This window comes from Spongiactinospora sp. 9N601 (assembly GCF_044326295.1).
GTDB lineage: Bacteria > Actinomycetota > Actinomycetes > Streptosporangiales > Streptosporangiaceae > Spongiactinospora > Spongiactinospora gelatinilytica.
Window position 1 is genome coordinate 78,856 of record NZ_JBIRBB010000005.1, and the last position, 17,566, is coordinate 96,421.

At 72.7% G+C, this 17,566-nt stretch carries 16 protein-coding genes; 10 read left to right on the forward strand and 6 right to left on the reverse strand.

The features are described from left to right. The first annotated feature begins 92 nt into the window (after positions 1–92). The 6 genes from ACH34R_RS12695 (at position 93) to ACH34R_RS12720 (ending at position 5,951) form a co-directional block, all read left to right on the forward strand. A complete protein-coding gene (locus ACH34R_RS12695) occupies positions 93–863 on the forward strand; it encodes a hypothetical protein (RefSeq protein WP_397561577.1) in 771 nt (256 codons plus the stop codon). A gap of 102 nt (positions 864–965) precedes the next feature. Then, positions 966–1,625, forward strand: coding sequence for a hypothetical protein (locus ACH34R_RS12700; RefSeq protein WP_397561578.1), 660 nt, complete (start codon positions 966–968; stop codon positions 1,623–1,625). A gap of 85 nt (positions 1,626–1,710) precedes the next feature. Then, positions 1,711–3,096 (forward strand): DUF4331 domain-containing protein, encoded by a 1,386-nt coding sequence (locus ACH34R_RS12705; RefSeq protein ID WP_397561579.1) that lies wholly within the window; start codon positions 1,711–1,713, stop codon positions 3,094–3,096. 34 nt (positions 3,097–3,130) lie between these two features. Beyond that, positions 3,131–4,432, forward strand: a complete 1,302-nt coding sequence (locus ACH34R_RS12710) for a tetratricopeptide repeat protein (RefSeq protein ID WP_397561580.1) — start codon at positions 3,131–3,133, stop codon at positions 4,430–4,432. Beyond that, positions 4,429–4,590 (forward strand): hypothetical protein, encoded by a 162-nt coding sequence (locus ACH34R_RS12715; protein ID WP_397561581.1) that lies wholly within the window; start codon positions 4,429–4,431, stop codon positions 4,588–4,590. Before ACH34R_RS12710 ends, ACH34R_RS12715 begins: the two co-directional genes overlap by 4 nt. Then, on the forward strand, positions 4,587–5,951 hold the full coding sequence (locus ACH34R_RS12720; RefSeq protein ID WP_397561582.1) for a High-affinity nickel-transporter: 1,365 nt from the start codon (positions 4,587–4,589) through the stop codon (positions 5,949–5,951). Before ACH34R_RS12715 ends, ACH34R_RS12720 begins: the two co-directional genes overlap by 4 nt. Here ACH34R_RS12720 and ACH34R_RS12725 read toward each other — a convergent pair. The 5 genes from ACH34R_RS12725 to ACH34R_RS12745 form a co-directional block, all read right to left on the reverse strand. Continuing rightward, complete coding sequence (locus tag ACH34R_RS12725) at positions 5,948–8,527, reverse strand: LuxR C-terminal-related transcriptional regulator (protein WP_397561583.1); 2,580 nt, start codon at positions 8,525–8,527, stop codon at positions 5,948–5,950. The two genes, ACH34R_RS12720 and ACH34R_RS12725, sit on opposite strands and share 4 nt — an antisense overlap. A 91-nt stretch (positions 8,528–8,618) precedes the next feature. Further along, positions 8,619–9,221, reverse strand: a complete 603-nt coding sequence (locus ACH34R_RS12730) for a GAF domain-containing protein (protein ID WP_397561584.1) — start codon at positions 9,219–9,221, stop codon at positions 8,619–8,621. Further along, positions 9,211–10,095 carry a S8 family serine peptidase gene (locus ACH34R_RS12735; RefSeq protein ID WP_397561983.1) on the reverse strand — a complete coding sequence of 295 codons (885 nt, stop codon included), beginning with the start codon at positions 10,093–10,095 and terminating at the stop codon, positions 9,211–9,213. The genes ACH34R_RS12730 and ACH34R_RS12735 overlap by 11 nt, the downstream gene beginning before the upstream one ends. A gap of 13 nt (positions 10,096–10,108) precedes the next feature. Further along, complete coding sequence (locus tag ACH34R_RS12740; RefSeq protein ID WP_397561585.1) at positions 10,109–13,060, reverse strand: AAA family ATPase; 2,952 nt, start codon at positions 13,058–13,060, stop codon at positions 10,109–10,111. Continuing rightward, the gene (locus ACH34R_RS12745; RefSeq protein ID WP_111167557.1) at positions 13,057–13,257 is read right to left on the reverse strand and encodes an aroma-sacti cluster domain-containing protein; all 201 of its coding nucleotides are present in this window, start codon (positions 13,255–13,257) and stop codon (positions 13,057–13,059) included. Before ACH34R_RS12745 ends, ACH34R_RS12740 begins: the two co-directional genes overlap by 4 nt. 178 nt (positions 13,258–13,435) lie before the next feature. On the opposite strand from ACH34R_RS12745, the gene ACH34R_RS12750 reads away from it, so the two are divergent. From ACH34R_RS12750 to ACH34R_RS12765, 4 genes are all read left to right on the forward strand, one after another. After that, complete coding sequence (locus ACH34R_RS12750) at positions 13,436–13,696, forward strand: StsA-related sactipeptide RiPP (protein WP_111167558.1); 261 nt, start codon at positions 13,436–13,438, stop codon at positions 13,694–13,696. Positions 13,697–13,769: 73 nt separating this feature from the next. Beyond that, complete coding sequence (gene stsB / locus ACH34R_RS12755; protein ID WP_397561586.1) at positions 13,770–15,224, forward strand: StsB family radical SAM/SPASM domain sactipeptide maturase; 1,455 nt, start codon at positions 13,770–13,772, stop codon at positions 15,222–15,224. A gap of 15 nt (positions 15,225–15,239) precedes the next feature. Beyond that, on the forward strand, positions 15,240–15,509 hold the full coding sequence (locus ACH34R_RS12760; protein WP_397561587.1) for a PqqD family protein: 270 nt from the start codon (positions 15,240–15,242) through the stop codon (positions 15,507–15,509). After that, the gene (locus ACH34R_RS12765; protein WP_397561588.1) at positions 15,506–16,831 is read left to right on the forward strand and encodes an NAD(P)/FAD-dependent oxidoreductase; all 1,326 of its coding nucleotides are present in this window, start codon (positions 15,506–15,508) and stop codon (positions 16,829–16,831) included. The genes ACH34R_RS12760 and ACH34R_RS12765 overlap by 4 nt, the downstream gene beginning before the upstream one ends. Here ACH34R_RS12765 and ACH34R_RS12770 read toward each other — a convergent pair. Beyond that, a complete protein-coding gene (locus ACH34R_RS12770) occupies positions 16,803–17,510 on the reverse strand; it encodes a DNA-binding response regulator (protein WP_397561589.1) in 708 nt (235 codons plus the stop codon). The genes ACH34R_RS12765 and ACH34R_RS12770 overlap by 29 nt on opposite strands. Between the last annotated feature and the right edge of the window lie 56 nt (positions 17,511–17,566).

The following is a 17,566-nucleotide window of genomic DNA, read 5'->3' on the forward strand; positions in this document are numbered from 1 at the left end:
TGTAAGTAGTGATACAACTACAGATCACGATCGGGCGCCGGTCCCCCGGCGCCTCCCCCCACTCTCCGAGAAGAAGATTCATCATGCGTTCAATGCGCGCGACGCTCGTCGCCGGTGGCGCCGCTCTCGCCACCCTGCTGCTGACCACGCAGGCCGCCGCCCAGGCCGCTCCCCCGGGCCCCCCCGGGGGCGGCTGCCTGGCCGAGGGCCAGATCGGCAGTTACCTCTCCAAGGAAGGAAGCGCCAAGGCCACGTTCTCCGGCGCCTTCCTCAGCGAACTCCAGCGGGCCGGCATCAGGTTCGAGGCGCTCGACCCGATCGAACTCGTCGACGGCGGTACGGCGGTGTGGATGCCGATCGGCGAGCGCTACGACAACATCGAGACGCCCTCCGGCCGAGTCTGCTACCCGGGCGGGTTCCGCTTCACCAACGACGCGACCGGCGTGACCTACGAGATCGACACGTTCTGGGTGCTGTTCGCGGCCGTGGGCGACAGCGAGTTCCTCGCCACGCCGACCGTCAACGGGCGGCCTCGCCCGCAGGGCGAGCTGGCCATGGTCGACTTCAGCGTCCCGCAGGCCCTCACGCCCGGCAACTTCGTCCCGCACAACGGCGGCATCGGCCCGAAGAAGGTCGTCCTGTCGATCAACGGCGACTGGGCGCGCGACCTCAACACCGCGCTCGGCACCCGTTTCTACGGCGGCATGCACTGGGCCGACCTGGACATCGCCTGGCAGGGGGCGCCGAGCCGGCCCGTTTCGTCCGGCACGTCCCTCGGCATGCTGGGGGTGCGGCTCGTGAGCGACGCGATCCAGGGCCGCGGGTCCGGCCTCCCCCTGCCCGGTTCGGGCGGTCTGTTGTAGCCGCTCTCGTTGCGGCGCGCCTTCACCCGAGTGGGAGCGCGCCCTGCCGGAGCGCGTTGAACTTCCGAAAACGACCTCTCATCGATGAAAGGTGTAAAACGCATGCGCGTCCTTGCCCGGATCACTGGAACGCTCCTGGCCGGTGCCACGGTCCTCACCGCGGCGCTGTCCACGCCGGCCCATGCGGCCCCGTTCCCGCCGCTTCCCGGCACCAGCACCGTCCAGCCGCCGACCGCCTCGTGCTTCAAGCTCCCCTACTTCGGCCCGAAGGGACACGCGAACTTCGACTTCGGCCGTGACATCGTGCGCCTGCTCAACGAGCGCGGGGTGCAGGTGGAGGGGCTCGCCCCGATCGAGGCCAAGCCCGAGAACACGGGCATCTACATGCCGATCGGCTGGCAGCAGGACCACATCGACCCGTGCCGGGGCGTCTACTACCCCGGCGGCTTCGTCCTCAACGACGTCCAGAGCGGGCACACCGTCGCCATCCATGACATCTACCTGCGCCCCGACGGCGCGCACGCCCAGGTGGAGATCGACGGCAAGCCGCAGGGCGAGCGGCAGGTGGCCACCTACAAGCTGGCGGAGTTCGCGCCCGGCGTGCCCACCCCGCGTCCCCTCGAAGGCGGCATCGGGCCCAAGCACTGGCCGTTCTACGTCAGCGCCTACCTCGGTGAGACCGTCAGGAACCTCACCGGCATCCCGCTGAACGAGGGCGACTACCTCGCCAACCTCGACGCGGTCGTGCAGTACACCCCCTGACCCGCCCCCGAACCGATCGATCCACCGGCCGTGCCCGTCACCCGCGGTGGCGGGCACGGCCCGGCAGTTGCGAGGCGAAAGACACATGCGAAAGACCGACCCCCCGAGCCGGCGGACCTGGACCGCCGCCGGCGCATCCGTGGCCATGCTGGCGACGGCCGTGCTGCTCGGCCCGTCGATGGGGCCGAGCACGGCCACCAGCCACTGGGACGCCCCGGCCACCACCCTCGACAAGCAGATCGACGCCACCGACCTGTACGCCTTCACCAGCCCGGAACGCCAGGACACCGTCACGATCGTGGCGAACTACATCCCCTTCCAGGTCCCGCACAAGCCGTACCAGTTCGACACGAACGCCCGCTACGAGGTCCACGTCGACAACACCGGCACCGGAAAGGCGGCCATCACCTACCGGTGGACGTTCGCCAACAAGGGCCTGCCGGTGCCGTCCTTCCTGCGCGGCGGTCAGCGCGCCGCCGCGGCCGGCCCGGCCGACGCGCTCGTCGAGCAGTCCTACACCCTCACCAAGATCAGCAACGGCAGGACCGAGACGCTGGTGCGGGACGGCTACGTCGCCCCGACCGACATGGGCGCGCTGGCCACGCCCGGCTATCCCAAGCTGCGCGAGAAGGCCGTCCGCGACCTGCCCGGCGGCGGCAGGGTGTTCACCGGCACGGCCGCCGACCCGTTCTACTCCGACAACCACGCGGTCAGCCTGCTGCGGTTCGGGCTGCCGTTCTTCCCCGTCAAGACGGGTGTGCCGATGAACGTCAGCGCGCTTGCCCTGCAGATCCCCAAGTCGGAGCTGGCGCTCGGCGGCGACGCGGCGGCCAATCCGGTCATCGGCGTCTGGACGACGGCCTCGCGAAAGTCCAGCGCCCTGCTGGGCACCGGCTCGGCCGACCACAAGCAGGTGTCCCGGCTGGGCAACCCCAACTTCAACGAAGTGATCATCCCGCTCAAGGAGCGCGACCGGTTCAACGGGCTGCGGCCGGACGGCGACGAGAGCGGTGGCCTCGTCGTACCGTCCACCCTCGACCCGCAGCAGGCCAAGGTGGTCGCCGGCCAGGCCGGGGTGACCGCGCCGCCCGCGCCGCGCAAGGACCTGGAGCAGATCTTCCTGACCGGGCTGACCGCCCGTGGCGATGGCCCCATCCGGCAGGACCTCAACTCCCACCTGCTCAACCGGGACGCCTCCGGCGTGGTCAGGGCCGAGGAACTGCGGCTCAACATGAGCACGCCGGTGACCACGCCGCAGGACAAGTACGGCATCCTCAAGGGCGACCCGCAGGGCTATCCGAACGGCCGCCGGCTGATCGACGACGTGGTGACCGTCAATCTGCGGATGCTGCTCGGCGAGCCCGCCGGGCGGGGCGCGCCCGGCCTGATCGCCGAGGACAACCCGGCCTTCCTGACCAAGCCCATCTCCGGCGGTTTCCCCTACCTGGCGCTGCCCGTCACCGCCGCCTGACCCGCTCCGAGCATCGACGAGGACACCCGAGCAGATGATTCACCTGCGGAGATCGCTGCCCCTGCTGACATGCGCGCTGCTGGGTTGCGCGCTGCTGGTCCTGTTCGCACCCGGGGGCGTACTGCGCCGGGGCGAGCCGCCGGCCGGGCAGGCGGGGCGGTCGCCGTACGATCTGACCGGTTCGATCGAGGCCGCCCAGGAGTACCTGCGCCGCCGTCCCGGCGACGCGGCGGCCTGGGCGTCCCTCGGCCGGTTCTGCCTGGAGCAGGCCCGCCGTACGTCCGACATCGCCTACTACGGCAAGGCGGAGGGCGCCTTCCGGCGTTCCCTGGGGCTGCCCACGGGCGACGGGCTGCCGCACATCGACGCGATGATCGGGATGGGCGCGCTGGCCAACGCCCGGCACGACTTCGCCGGCGCGGTGAGCTGGGGCGAGCGGGCCCGCCGGGCGGCGCCGTACCGCTGGGCGGCGTACGGCGTGCTCACCGACGCCTACCTCGAACTCGGCGACTACGACCGGGCCGAGCAGGCCCTGCGGCACATGCTGCGGGGCCATCCCGACCTGGACTCCTTCACCAGGGCGGCCCGGCTGGAAGCACTGCGCGGCCGGACCGGCGCGGCCCGGCGGCTGCTGGACCGCGCCCGTGCCATCGCCGGGGAGCCCGCCGAGTACGCCTTCTGCCTGTGGCAGCTCGGCGAGCTGGCCTGGAGTGACGGCGACCCGGAGGGCGCGCTCGCCGCCTACGCGGAGGCGCTGGCCGCCGAGCCGGGGCACGCGCCCTCGCTGGCGGGCAAGGCCCGGGCCGAGGCCGCGCTCGGCCGTACCGGCGAGGCGCTGCGCGGCTACGCCGCCGCCGTCGCCCGCGCGCCGTCCTATGTCGTGGAGTACGCCGAACTGCTCGAACATCTCGGCCGCAAGGCCGAGGCGCGGCGGCAGTACGCCGTCTTCGCCGCGCAGCACCGGTTGCTCGCGGCGGAGGGGGCCGCCGACGACCTCGCGCTCGGCCGGTTCCACGCCGACCACGGCAACGCGGAAGCCGCGGTCCGGCACCTGCGCGCGGAATGGAAACGCCGCGCGAGCGTGGAGGTCGCCGACGCCCTGGCCTGGGCCCTGCACCGTACCGGGCGCGAGGCCGAGGCCGCCGGCTACGCCGCCCACGCCGCCCGCCTCGGCGGGCACAACGCGACGTTCTCCTACCACCGGGGCGCGATCGAACACGCCCTCGGCCACACCACCGCCGCACGGGACCACCTGAGCCGGGCATTGTCCCGCAATCCGTACTTCTCACCGGCCGGGGCCGAACGCGCCCGGGCGCTACTGGAGGCGGGAGCATGATCGCCGTGGTGATGGCCGCCCTGCCGGCCGCGCACCCGCTGGGCGACCCGTACATCCGCGGCATCGGCGCGCGGATCACCGCCGTGCCGCTGCACCACCGGGTCCGCCACGCCCACCACCAACACGACGCCCCGGCGCTACTGGAGGCGGGAGCATGATCGCCGTGGTGATGGCCGCCGTGCTGGCCGCGCACCCGCTGGGCGACTTCAGCGTCAACCACTTCGACGGGCTGACGGTGCGGCCCGACCGGATCGAGGACGTCGCCATCGTGGACAGCGCCGAGATCCCGACCCTGCAACGGTCCGTGCCCGGCGATCACGGCCGGTACGCCCGGGGGGCCTGCGCCCGGCTGCGCGACGACATCCGGGCCGAGGTGGACGGGCGCGCCCTCGCCTGGCAGGTCGCCGGCGCGTCGTTCGCCTACCAGCCGGGCGCGGCCGGGCTGCGTACCAGCAGGCTGACCTGCCGCCTCACCGCTCCGCTGCGGATCGACCGGCGTCGCACGCTGACCTTCGCCAACGTCCACGAGACCGGGGCCCCGGGGTGGCGGGAGATCACCGCAGGCGGTCACGGCGTACGCATCAGCGCCTCCAGCGTGCCGTCCGCCAGCCGGTCGGGCCGGTTGCGCACCTATCCCGCCGACCTGCTCAACTCACCGCTCGACGTCCGGCGGGCCGAGGTCACCGTCGAGCCGGGCGGCGGCGAGACCGGCGCGGCGGTGAGCGTCCCCGGCGCGGACGTCATCACCCGCGCCACCGGGGCGCTGGCCGAGCGGCTCAACGCGCTGGTCGGCGCGAACCGGCTGACGGTACCGGTCGGGCTGCTGGCCCTGCTGCTGTCGCTGCTGCTCGGCGCCGCGCACGCCGCGCTGCCCGGGCACGGCAAGACCGTGATGGCCGCCTACCTGGCCGGACGGCGCAGCCGGCTGCGTGACGCGGCCACCGTCGCGATGACGGTCACCGCCACGCACACCGCCGGAGTACTGATCCTCGGGACGCTCGTCACGGTCACCACCTCGCTGGCGGGGGAAGTGGTGCTGGGCTGGCTGGGCACGGCCGGCGGCCTCATCATGGCCCTGATCGGCGCGAACCTCCTCCGCGCCGCCCTACGCGACCATGGCCACGGCCACGGCCACGGCCACGGGCACGGGCACGGGCACGGGCACGGGCATGGCCACGGGCACGGGCACGGGCACGGGCACGGGCATGAGCGGCGGTCCGGTGGGGTGGTGGCCTTGGCGGTGGCCGGTGGGCTGGTGCCCAGCCCTTCCGCCCTCGTGGTGCTGCTGGGCGCGATGGCGCTCGGACGTACCTGGTTCGGTGTGGTGACCGTCGTCTGCTACGGGGCCGGCATGGCCGCCACCCTGCTCACCGCCGCGCTCGCCCTGCGCCGCCTGGGCCACCTCACGGTCACCACACGCCTGCACCGGCTGCGCCCCTACAGCGCCGTGATGACCGCCGCCCTGATCCTGCTCGTCGGCATCGGCGTCACCCTGCGCGCCCTCGCCGAACTGACCTAGTCACCGCCGAACACCCGTTCAAGAGCGTTCCGGCCGGAGACTCCGAGCTTGGCGTACACCCGGCCCAGGTGGTTGTTGACCGTGCGTAAGGACAGGCCCAGCCGGGCCGCCACGGCGCGGCCGGACAGGCCCGCCGCGATCAGTTTGGCGACCTGTAATTCGCGCGGGGTCAGCGTGGCCTGGCTTCCGGTCAGGTCGGTCAGCGGGGTGCGGGCGCCGCCGCACTCGTCCTGTAACTCGCGGGCCAGTACCAGGGCGCGTTTGGCCGCCGTGCGTTGACCGGCGGCGGCGTGCAGGCGGTGGGCGGTGGCCGCGGCCTCCGCCGCGAGCAGGAGATGGCCGAGCGCGCGTAGCGTCTGCGCCGCTTCGGCCAGGGCGGGGGCGTCGTCGTCGGCCAGCGCGGCGCAGACGGCGGCGAAGGCGGCGGCCGTCTGTCCGCCGGTCTCTTCCGCCAACTGCCGCAGCCGGTCGCGTACCTGTTTCGCCGCCCCGAACCTGGCCATGTCGCACAAAGCCTGCGCCTCGATCAGCGGCGCGCCCGCTGCGCGCGCGGCCTGGGCGGCCTTGCCCGCGACGGCGACGGCGCCGGGCAGGTCGAGCGCGGCGGCCAGGGCCCAGGCCCGGTTCCGTTCGATCCAGCAGGCGAGCAGCGCGCCGGGCGGCTCGGGCGCGCCGGCCATCCGGCCGAGCCACTGGTCCGCCTTCCCGGTCTCGCCCGCCATGGCGTGCGCTCCGGCGAGTTCGGCAAGGTGGACGCGGCGTAATCGGAGTGGATCATACTCGTCGAGCAGTACCACCGCCTCCCGCAGGTCCTCCTGCGCGGGCCGTACCCGGCCCTGGGCCTTGGCCACGACGCCGCGCACCGCCGCCCACAGCCCGACGACGGGAGCCGGCCGGGCCGCCGCCGCCTCGCGGTACCCGTCCTCCGCCACCTCGGCCGCCTCCGTGAGCGCGCCGCCCAGCAGCAACGCCAAGCACCTGGCCGCGTCCACCTGCGCCTGCCCCCACGGCAGCTCCCGCCGATGCGCCATGGCGGTCTCCCGCCCGGCCCGGCTCGCCCGCTCCACCAGCTCGGCATCGCCACGCATCCCGGCGGCAAAGGTCACCGCGGAAGCCGCCCAGACCGTCGTCCCCGCAGGCAGCGCCGCCCCCGGCCGGTCCAACAGCGCGGCCCCGATGTCCAGCGCCCGCCTGACCTGCCCGTCCAGTACCATCCCCCACACTCGCGCCCCCTCCACGGGCCGCTCTTCCGCCAAGGAGAGGGGGTGGTGCCAGTAGGAGATGCGTTCGCGCAGGGTCGCCTGGCGGCCGGCGTGGGTGGGGGTGACGCAGGTTTCGGGGGCGGGGAGGGTGGTGGCGGCGGCGGTGTAGCGGCCCTGGGCCACCAGGGCCTCGGTCAGGGTCAGGTCCGCGTCGACGCCGCCGCCCGCCGTGCGGGCGGCGGTGGCGAAGTGCTCGGCGTCCTGGAGCTCCATCCGTTCCGCGGCGCGGCGGGCGGCGGCCAGGAGTTCTTGCGCCGTGCTGCCCAGCCCGGCCTGCCGCCGCCATCTGGCCAGGTCAAGCGGGTCGTCGGCGCGTCGGCGCGGTGTGGCGGCCAGGTGTTCGGCGAGCCGGGCCCAGATCGCCCTGGCCCTGGCCCGTGGCATGCGCGCGCGTACCACCTCGCCGTACGCCGGGATGGCCGGCCTGATCAGGTGCCGCGCGCCCGACGACTCGACCACCACCAGGCCCTGCCGTTCCGCGCGCACCACCGCGGCGGGGCCGGTGAGCCGTTCGAGCGCGGGCTGGACGAGCCGTCCCGCGCAGGCGAGCACTTCCAGTACCTCCAGTACGCCCGGATCGTCCACCTGCATCTGTGCCTCGACCAGATCGGCGAGCCTGGCGGTGATCCGCACCCGGCCGTGCAGGTGCCATGGCCCGTCGCCGCGGCGCAGCCCGCCGCCGTCCAGCCCGGCCTGGACGAGTTCGCGCAGCACCAGCGGATTGCCCGCGGCCAGGCCGCGCAGCGTACGCCGGGTGACGACGTCGGCGGGACCGCCCAGGCCGCCTTCCAGCAGCAGGTCCATCTCGCCGTCGTCGAGCGGGCGCAGGTCCAGCCGCAGCGCCAGGCCCTCCTTCCACAGCGCGGTGACCACGTCGGGCGGGTGCGGGCCCCGCCGTACCGTGATGATCACGAAGGTCTTGGTGTGCACGGCGAGGTGGTGGACGAGGGCGGCGGAGGCGCTGTCGAGCAGGTGGGTGTCATCGACCGCCAGCACCGGGCGTCCGCCCCCGGGCATGCCGAACCGTTCGACGAGCCGGGCGAAGACCCGCCCGGCCGCGGCCTCGCCCGGCGGGACGAGCGGGAGCAGCGCGCCCAGCGGGATCACCCCCGCCGACCGGCTGCCCGTCGCCCAGGAGGTGGGGTGGCCCAGCGCGGCCAGCCGGGCGAGCGCCTCCCTGGCCAGCCGGGTCCTGCCCAAACCCGCCGCGCCCACCACTACCGCGCCGCCGAGGCCGGGCCGCGCCACCGCGTCGGTGAGCGCGCGCAGCTCCGCCGAGCGTCCGACGAGCGGCCAGACACCCTTGTCTCCCATGTCGCCCCTTCAAGCCGTCCGCTCGCTCGCCACGCCATCGCCATTGTGCTCCGCGATACCGTTTCGAGCGAAGTGCCCCGGGACGAGAAGATCAGTGGTCCAGCAGGTCGCTGGCGATGGCGAGCAGCCGTACCACCGCGGCGTCCCGCCGCCCGGCCCGGCCCGGCAGCCGTTCGCCGATCCGGCGCAGCAGCTCGCGCGGATCGGGGTGCTCGGCCTGCTGGCGGTTGCGGCGCACGCGCAGCAGCAGTTCGAGGCCGCAGGCCGCCTGGGTGGCGAACAGGCCGAGCATCTCCATGTCGTCGAGTTCGCTGCGCGAGGCGGTGCGGTCGAGCACTTCGAGCACCCCGACGCACTCCTCGAACCTGATCAACGGCGCGGCCATGATGGTGCGCGGCACGTACCCGGTGGACTCCGCCGCGTCCTGGGCGAACTGGCTCACCGTGGAGACGTCGTCGGCCACCATCGGCTGGCCGCTGACCGCCACCCAGCCGGCGATCCCGGTGCCCATCGGGAAGCGGCTGCCGACGAGCTGCTTCTCGCCCTCGCCCGAGACGGCCTCGAAGACCAGGTCGCCGGTGTCCGGATCGACCAGGAAGATCGAGGAGGCCGCGGCGCCGAACATGTGCCGGGCCACCTCGACGATGGACTGGAGCAGCCGGCGTTCCGTTCCGTCGATGTCGTCAGCGGACATGTGTCTCTCCGTGGGGTCTCGTGGTGTTGTCGGCTGCCAGGTAGAGGACCGTCTTGAGCTGGAAGGGCGTCAGGAAGGGGTGCTTGCTCAGGATGAGCGCGCAGATGCCCGCGATGTGGGGTGCGGCGAAGCTGTTGCCCGTACTTCGGATCTCGCGCCCGCCGGGCCAGGCGACCGGCACCTTGACCCCGCGCGCGTGGAACTCGGCGGGTGGAGCCGGGTTGTAGTAGTAGGTCATCGAATCGGCCTCGTCATGGCTGGCGACCGAGACGACGGAGGAGAACATCCACGGGAAACTGAGCACGGGCATGTTGTGCGCGGCGGCGATCAGCAGGCAGCGGCGGAAGTACGCGCGGTCGGTCAGTTCGTGCAGCGCCTCGCGAAAGCCCGACCTGGTGGTGGACAGGCTCAGGTTGACCAGGTCGTAGCCCTCGTCGATGGCCCAGGCCAGCCCGGCGAGGAGCGCGTCGCCGGTGCCCGCCTTGCCGTCGGTCAGGACGCGGACCGAGGTGATCGAGACGCCGGGGGCGACCGACCTGATCACGCTGGCGCACGCGGTGCCGTGCCCGGTCGGATCGACCGGTTCGCAGTCGGCCATGACGAGCCCGCCGTCCTGCTCGCGGACGACCTCGACCGCCCGTTCCAGGCCGCCGATCCGGGGGTGGGAGCCTTCCACTCCGGTGTCCACCACGCACACGCGCACGCCCGAGCCGTCCGAGCCGCCCCAGGCCCATTCCCTGGTCACCTCGGCGAGCGGGCTGACGTCGAAGCTCTCCGGAGCCTCCCGGGTGGTGGCCAGGCCCCACGCGGGCACTCCGGGAAAGTGTGCGCGCGCCTCCCTGCGCCAGGGCGGCGGCGTGCTCGTCGGTGTCATGGACACGGTTCCGTTACTCCATTCGCGGGCATCCGGCCTCGGACGCCCACTCTCGGACTCTGCGCACCAGCAGGCCGGCGCCTTTGCTCAGGTAGGCGTCGAGGGCACGGCCGGCCGCGGCGGCCGGGTCGCGGCCCGCCGCGCGGTGGATCTGGGCGATCTCGAAGAGGGTGTCGCCGTGCAGGCAGGGGTCGTCGGTGGCGGCGAGCAGGCCGTCCAGATGGGCCGCCGCCGCAAGGGCCGGCCCGTGGTCGCCGTCGAGTGAGGCGATCCTGGCCCGTACGGCCTGCGCCGTCAGCTCGCCGCGCAACTGGCTCTGCCCCGCCGCCCCCGCGCCCAGTTCGGCCTCGGCCCGCCGTACCTCGCCCAGCCGGAGGCTTTCCCGTGCGGCGTACACCGCGAGGGTGGCGGCGGGAGGCCCGTGCCCGGCGGCCCGCAGCGCCGCCCCGGCGCGGACGAACAGCTCGCGGGCCCGCTCGTGCCCGCCGCTCAGGGACTCCACCAGGCCGCGGACCTGCGTGATCGCGATTGCCGACAGGCGGAGGTGGAGTTCGTCCGCGTACCGTCCGGCGGTGTCGAGGGCCCGATGGGCGGGTTCGAGGTCGCCGGAGAGGGCGAGCAGCCTGGCCCTGGCGAGCAGGACGGGGACCAGCAGGGTGCGGTCGCCGGCGAAGCGGGCCAGCAGGTCGGAGCACAGCGCGAGACCTTCGTCCACCGGTGTGGGCGACCACTGGACAAGTTCGCACAGCCCGCCGAGCAGCCGGTCCTCCTCGTAGCGGTCGCCCATCGCCCTGGCCAGGGCGAGCCCGTCGCGCAGCGCCTGCTCCGCGGTGCCGAACCGGCCGTTCTCGGTGTGTACCAGCGCCTCCAGCAGGCGGAAGCGGCACCAACTGAGCGTGTCGGCACCGGCCCCGGCCAGCCGGGCGCGCAGCGGCTCCAGCAGCGGCGCCCGCCCGGCCGCGCGCAGCGCGAGGATCTCCCGCTGGATCGCGCAGGTCAGCTCGTTGCGCGGGTCGCCGGGCAGCAGTTCCGCCGCGCGGTCCAGAGCGGCGGCGGCCTGGGCGTTCGCGCCCCTGGCGAGGTGGGCGTCGCTGATCCGTACGGCCAGCGAGCGGTGTTCGTCCCGGCCCGGGGGAAGCATCTCCCTGCCGCGTTCCAGCAGCGCGATGGCGGCGGGCAGGTCCTTGCGGTGCAGGGCCTTGCCGCCGTCGGCGATGAGCGAGGCGGCGGCCCGGTCGGTGAGTTCGGGCAGCAGCGGGTCGCCGGGCCGTACCTCCCTGGTGAAGCGGCAGGCGGTCAGCAGGTGGTGGCTGACATCGCCGGGAAAGGGGCTCTCCCTGAGCAGGTCGGCCAGCCGCCGATGCCAGCCGGCCCGCAGGTCCTTGCTGGTCAGCGCGTAGACGGTCTCCCTGGTGAGGGTCTGGGTGAACTCGTAGCAGCCGGTGAGCGGGCCGCGTCTGATCAGCCGTTCGCGCTGGAGCCTGCGCAGCGGCCCGGCGGTGGCCGGGAGCCCGGCTTCGAGCAGCGCGCCCACCTGGTCGGCGGTGAAGGACTGCCCCACGGTCGCCGCCCGTTCCAGCACCTCGCGTTCCGGCCGGTCCAGCCGGTCGAGCCGGGCGCCGAGCAGCGCCTGGATGGTCGGCGGCAGGGCGGCGTCGCCTTCGGCGGCGGTCTCCAGCATCAGTTCGGCGAAGAGCGGGTTGCCGTCGCAGCCCGCGGTCACCCGCCGGTGTACGTCGTCCTCGTCGTGGGCCAGTACGTCGGCGCGGGCCGCGCACAGTTCGGCGACGAGCCGGGCGGTGTCCGGCGGGCCGAGCGGCCCGACCTCCAGGGAGATGGCGCGGGGCGTGCTGCCGCCCCAGGCGGGACGGCTTTCGTACAGTTCGGGCCTGGTGCCGCAGATGAGCAGCACGGGAACGTCGCGCAGCCAGGCCGCGCAGTCCTCGATCAGGTCGAGCAGGGTGGGCTCGGCCCACTGGAGGTCGTCCAGCACCACGATCAGCGGCCGGTGCTCGGCGAGCACCTCGAACAGGGTGCGGACGGCCTGCGCGATCTCGGCGATCCCGGTGGTCAGCCCGCGCAGGGTGCCCGCGCAGTCGGGCCCGACCACCTCGTCGAGGTCGAGCGGTTCCAGCATCTCGGCGATGGGCCGGTAGGTCGCGCCGACGCCGTAGGCGGGGCAGCGCCCGGTGAGCACCCGCGCCTCGCCGGGCAGGTTGTGCAAGAACTCCCTGACCAGCCGGGACTTGCCGATGCCCGGTACGCCCAGCAGGGTGGCCATGCCGCACCGCCGTTCCGCGACGACCTGTTGGTGCAGCTCGGTGAGCCGGCGCAGTTCGGCCGCCCTGCCGATCAGCGGGATCGTGTCCGCCTCGGGCTCGCCGCGCTCGGGGTCCACGCTGACCAGCCGCCAGGCCCGTACCGGCTCCCGCTTGCCCTTGAGGCTGAGGGGCGGGATCTCGTCCAGTACCGCGTGCCGGCGTACCAGCCTGGCCACGTCGTCGCCCAGCAGGATCTCGCCGTCACCCGCCGCCGACTGGAGCCGGGCCGCGGTGTTGACCGTGTCGCCGATCACCCGTACGTCGGCCCCCGGGCTCTCCACCACCATGACCTGGCCGAAGGCGACCCCGCAGTGGGCGTCCAGGCTGACCTCGTGGGTGGGGGCCAGTTCCGCGCTCAGCCGGTGCACCGCCGCCATGGCCCGATCCGCGGCCAGCACCGCGCGGAGCGCGTCGTCCTCAAGGCTGACCGGGACGCCGAAGACGGCCATGATGGCGTCGCCGATGTACTTCTCCACCACGCCGCCGCGCTGGAAGATCTCAGTCCGGCAGGCGTCGTAGTAGCGCTCCAGGATCTGCAGGAGCAGTTCGGGGTCCAGCCGCTCGGCCAGTTCGGTCGACCCGACGATGTCGATGAAGAGGACCGCGACGTTCCTCCTGGTGGGGCGCCGGTCCCCCGCCTTCATATGAGCTTGAGCTCCTGCCCTTCGACCTCACCCGCGACCTCGTCGAGCCGCTGCTTGATCGAGTTGAGCAGGTCCACCTCGGCCTCGTTGAGCTGGGCGAAGACCCGCTGCTGCCGCTCGTCCAGCAGATCGACGGGATGCCCGGACGCACGCAGCCTGTCCAGCGCGTCGAATGCACCTGATCCGGTTCCGGTCATCAGCCTGTCCCATCGCGAAGATCCGACGTCGTTTCTGCGACCAGCCTGAGGCGGCGAACACGCGTCGGCAAGCCCACATTCGTGCCCCTTTAGCCCACGTTTGTGGGGTTGTGTGGCCCTCGCGTGGCCAGCCCATACTCGACCAGCAACGCATCTCATCCAGCAGAGAGGTGGAGACATGGCCTTCAATCCGCAGGAAGCCCTGCGTCAAGCCGGAATCATCAGCGGCCCGCTCGCCAAGGAGGCCGAGCAGGCCTTCGCCACCATGACCCAGGAAGAAGTCAACCTGCTCATCGGCCTGAAGGAGCGTTTCCCCGCCCAGGCGCTGTCGGCCGCCGGCTGGTCCCGGCCCGAGGTCGAGGTGCACGGCCTCGACGTCGCGCAGGCCTGCGGGTGTGGAATCTGGTCCGGTTCCGGCAGCGGCAAGGACCCGGTGTAGTCCGAACGGCTCGCGGACGCGGCGCCGGCGACGTTCGGCGCCGCGTTCGCACCCACGAACCGAAGGGGTAGGCATGCCTGGCAAGCTGGCCGCAAACCGCGCGTTATTCGATGTGCCGGAAGACCTCACCTACTTCTCGCACGAGGGAACCTATCTGGTCATCAACCCGCAGATCGGCGGCCGATGCGTGCTCAATCCGCAGGAGTTCGCCGTACTGCGCACGCTGACCAGGGTGAACGAGCCGCTTCCCGAGACGGCCGAGACGGAACGGGCGCTGGCCAAGCTCATACTCAACTGGATCGTCTACTACGACAGGCCACGGCCGCGGATCCAGCCAGAGGAAGCCCCGCTCGTGCAGGTCTACTACGCGATCACCGACGGCTGTAACCTCAGGTGCCCGTACTGCTACGCCTCCTCGGAGAAGTGCCTGCCCGGGGAGCTGAGCACCCAGGAGTCACTGGACCTGGTGACGCAGGCGGCGGAACTCGGCGCCGAGTACATGATCTTCACCGGCGGCGAGCCGATGATCAGGAAGGACCTGTTCCAGGTCGTCGAGCACGCCAACCGCAGCGGCATGAAGTCGAACATCGTCACCAACGCCACGATGATCAGAAAGCCGGAGCAGGCCAAGCGGTTCGCCGAGCTGTTCAACCAGGTCACCATCAGCGTCGACGGCGGCACCGCGGAGACCCACGACCGCACCCGGGGCAAGGGCGCGTTCGACCGGACCCACCGGGCGCTGAAGCTGCTCAACGCCGAAGGCGTGGTGCCGGTGATCAACCACATCGTCACCTCGGAGAACGTGGACGAGCTGGAAGGCTTCGCGGCCTTCATGGACGGCGTCGAGGTGGCCGACATCCGGCTGATGTACCACAACAACCTGGGCCGCGGGGTCGACGACGAGTACGACTTCGGCTTCGCCGACCACATGCGCATCCAGAAGCTGGTGTGGACCTCGCCGGCCCTGGGCAAGCTGCGGCCCGACGGGCCACGGCCGACGCCCTCGTGCACGGTCCGCGCCAACTGCGGGATGGGCGGCAACGAGATCTACGTCAACTCGCTCGGCGACGTCTACCCGTGCAAGCTCATCACCGGCAAGGAGCACTTCGCGGGCAACCTCCGCCGCCGGTCGCTGCGCGAGATCTTCGAGGGGGAGTTCCTCTCCGAGATGCGGGGCAGCACCGTCTTCGGCGGCGGCGGCTACCACGCCGACTGCGCCAAGTGCTACGTCAAGCCGTTCTGCGGCGGCGGCTGCCGGGCCACCCACATGTCCGAAAGCCTGGACCTGCGGCGCAACAGCAGGCCCAACTGCCGGATCCTGCGCCACGGGGTCACCACCCACCTGTGGCTGGGGACCGGGATCGGCTCCGCCGCGCTGGCCTCGAACAACGACGAGATGACCAGGCCGCGGCTGGTCTCCGACGACTCCACGCATCCGGTCTATGAGGACTGGAAGACCTACACCCGTCCCACGGCCGAGCCCGTCAAGGTCAGGGTCGGCGAGCTGCTGCCCATCACCCCCGTCTAGAAGGAGAGGTGGAGTGTGTCACTCCGGATCAGCGACAGCATCATCTGGCAGGAGACCGGCGACGGCATCTCGCTGTACCACACGGAAACCGGCGACTTCCACAGCCTGAACGAGTCGGGTTCCAAGATCTGGGAGCTGATCGCGAGCGAGGGCGAGCGCGAGAAGATCATCACCCGGCTGGCCGAGGAGTTCGCCGGGGACAACGCCCTGGTCACCGTGCGGATCATGCGGGACGTCGATGAGTTTCTGGCGGGCATGGTCCAGCAGGGTCTGCTGGAAGAGTGAACAGGGCGGTCGTGCTGGGTGGCGGCCTCGCCGGCGTACTGGCGGCCACCGTGCTCGCCAGGCACGTTGACGAGGTCGTCGTGGTCGAGCGGGACCACTTCCCCGCAGCGCCGGGCCCCCGGCGGGGACTTCCCCAGTCCCACCACAGCCACGTCCTGGTCACCGGGGGCGCCGAGGCCCTGGAGACGCTGCTGCCGGGCACGCTCCAGGAGCTGTACGCCCACGGCGCGCACCGCCGCGGCCTGCCCGGGGACTCACTGATCCTGTCCGGCGACGGCTGGTTCCACCGCTTCGACTGCGCGGCGTACTTCATCTCCTGCACCCGCGGGCTCCTCGACCACGTCGTACGGCGGCGCGCGGGTGTGCGGGTTCGCCAGGGCGTCCAGGTGCTGGGGCTGACCGGCGACGCCAGGCGGGTGACGGGGGTCAGGGTGGCGGGCGCGGAGACGATCGAGGCCGGCCTCGTCGTCGACGCGACCGGCCGCAGGTCACAGGCGCCCCGGTGGCTGGCCGAGATCGGCGGTCCGCCGATCGAGGAGACCACCGTGAGCACCGGCCTGGCCTACGCCACCAGGATCTGCCAGGCCCCGCCCGGCCTCGACGACCTGCCCGCCGTCATGCTGCACCCCACGCCGGGCCTGCCCCGGGGCGCGACCCTGCTGCCGCTGGAGGGCGGGCGGTGGGTGGCCACCCTGACCGGCACCCAGGGCTCGGCGCCCCCGCTGGACGAGGCGGGTTTCCTGGCGTTCGCCCGCTCGCTGCGCGATCCGATCGTGGCGGAACTGCTGGCCATGACGACCGCGGAAGGCCCGATCCGTCCCTTCCGCGACACCGCCAACCGCAGACGCCACTACGAACGGGCCGCGCTGCCCGCCGGCTTCGCGGCCATCGGGGACGCGGTGGTCGCGGTCAACCCGCTCTACTCGCACGGCATGTCGGTCGCCGCGCTCGGCGCGCTGCGGCTGGACAGGGAGCTGCGGTGCGCGGGGGCGGGACCGGGGTTGCAGGCCGCCCTGGCGGCCGAGGCCGCGCCGTCCTGGCGGATGGCGGTCGCCCGCGATCGGCACGTCAACGGGACGGAGCCGGAGCCGGAGGTGAGCGCGCACGCGCGCAAGGTCAGGGCCAGGCTGGCCAGGGCCAGGCTGGGCAGCGCGGAACTCGCCGCCGAACTCTTCCACGCCCAGGCGCTGATCCCCGCCCCGCCACTCGACGGCGCGGCCAGGTTCCACGCGCTCGCCCGGGAACCCGCTCCCCCGCTCACCGCGGACCAGGCCCGCCGGCAGTACCCGGCGCTCACCTTCGGTGCGACGACCCCACGGTGAGCAGGCCCGACTCGTAGGCGATGCCGACCGCGTGCGCCCGGTTCCGCGCCGACAGCTTGGCCAGGATCCGGGCCAGATGGGATCGGACCGTTCCAGCGCCGATACCCAGCTTGTCGGCGATCTGGAGGTTGGAAAGGCCGGCCGCGACCAGCGCGAGCACCTCGGCCTCGCGCCTGGTGAGCGGGGTGAGCCGATGGCCGACCCTGTTGATCACCGCGGGGAACCGGTCGCGCAGCCGGGTGATCATCGTGCTGGAGATGAACGTCAGCCCCGCCGCGACCTGCCTGATCGCCGGGACGATCTCCCGCAGCAGCGCCTCACGGTGGACGAAGCCACCCGTACCGCTCTGTAACGCCCGGCCCAGCAGATCCTCGTCCAGCGTCTCGGAGACCAGGACGACGCGGGTCCTTCCCAGGGTCCGCGCCGCGAGCTCCAGCGCGAACTCCACGTCGTCCGCCTGCCTGAGCGCCGCGTTGACCACCGCCACCATCGGCCGGTGCCGCACGATCAGCTCGTCCAGCCGGGGCACGGCCGTGGCCTCGCCCAGCACGAAGATGCCGTTGCCCATGTGGAGCACGCTCCTGAGCCTGGCGCGCGTCTCTCGGTCCTGTTCCCCCACGACCACCCGCAGGGCGGCCGGTGGCGCACTCGTGGGGCTCGATTCGTCCAGTAGTGCCACTCTGATCCGTCCGGGGTGAGCGAGACTGCGCGTCCCGCACGCTACGCGCGGCCGTT